General features: G+C 60.5%; 1 protein-coding gene and 1 pseudogene. One reads left to right on the top strand and one right to left on the bottom strand.

Annotation, left to right across the window (positions count from 1 at the left end):
- On the top strand, positions 1-334 hold a 334-nt coding region (locus tag C8N44_RS23045), incomplete at its 5' end, for an IS3 family transposase (protein ID WP_146178920.1).
- A 20-nt stretch (positions 335-354) separates the two neighbouring features.
- Here the strand turns inward: C8N44_RS23045 and C8N44_RS23040 are convergent.
- Positions 355-1,214, bottom strand: a pseudogene (locus C8N44_RS23040) (transposase); the annotation flags it as partial.
- Positions 1,215-1,363 lie beyond the last annotated feature (149 nt).

Here is a 1,363-nt window from a genome sequence, read left to right as displayed (position 1 = left end):
AAAGCCAAGAGAAAAGGTTCTGATACACTCGGACCAGGGCAGCCAGTTCACCAGCATGGACTGGGCCGCGTTCCTGCGGGCACACAATCTGGAGCACTCGATGAGCCGCCGCGGGAACTACTGCCATGACAATGCGGTGGCCGAGAGCTTCTTCAACCTGCTCAAGCGCGAGCGGATCAGACGACGGACCTACCGAACTCGAGACGAAGCAAGGCAGGATGTGTTCGACTATATCGAGATGTTCTACAACCCAAAGCGAAAACACGCCCGTAACGGAATGCTGTCGCCCGTCGACTTCGAGCGGCTGCAAAGACTGAGACACGAAGGCGTCTAAGAAACGCGGGGCTATTCAGATTTCGATTCACGTAGCGCCTCGCTTCGGGCGATCACCGGCCGTTGATGGCTTCCACGGCTTGGCGTTCTTGCGTGGAGGGAGCGAGGAGGACCAGGCAAGAGTCCGGGGGAACCTTGCCCCGACGAACGCATCGGCGCCGCGGTCGGCGACGGCGTCGTGGCACCTGCGTGTGTCGTAAGCACCATCCGCGGTGACGGTGCCGAGTTCCACGTCAGCGGGGATCTGGTCAAGAAGCTCGGGCAGCATGGAGGCGTCACCGATGCGGCTTCCGGTGATCTCGATGGCTCGGATCTCCGCCGTCCGTTCGTCGATGCCGATGTGGATCTTGCGCCATAGACGACGTTTCGCGCCATCATGATTGCGGGATGAAGGGCGCCTTGGAAATGATCCGGGAGATCATTTCGGCCCTGAACAGTCGGAGACCCCACTCGCTCTCACCTTCAGCCTTGATGCCGGTACTGTCGATCCGAAGGTTCAGCTGCTCTTGCGAGCCCGGGTACGGAATACTCACAGCCGGGGATTTCTGGCGCCGGGCCAGCGTGCTGAAATCAGGCACCGCCCAGTCGAGGCCAACCGGCCGCAGGAGATTTTCGACGAACCCCGTCGTCTGCCGCGTCGGCATTGTCGCTCGGACCAATGGCGCGATCATTGACGACCATGCCGAAGAGGATCTTCATCGTCAGGCACGTCTGATCGCGGCATCGCTATACCGTGGCTGTCGGCCTCGCTTGCCGGTGGGCGATGGCACCCACGCCATGTCCGGGTCGATCCAGATCATCAGTCAACTGCGCTGCCTGAGGGCCTTTTCGTAGGCCGGCCATTTCCTGGTCTTATCGCTCTGCGGGATCGGTTTGCTCATACGGGTCCGCTACCACACTGGATTCACGTGATGAATCCTTCGCTCGACCTTTGTGCAACATGTATAACCGCCCCTTGCGCAAGAGGGTTTGTGAGGAAATTTCGCGCGTCGTCGGGTGCTGACATGTATCCGGCCTCAAGTGCGGCCGT

Source organism: Allosediminivita pacifica (genome assembly GCF_003054175.1).
GTDB classification, from domain to species: Bacteria; Pseudomonadota; Alphaproteobacteria; order Rhodobacterales; family Rhodobacteraceae; genus Allosediminivita; species Allosediminivita pacifica.
This window is presented reverse-complemented; position numbering and strand designations above follow the sequence as displayed.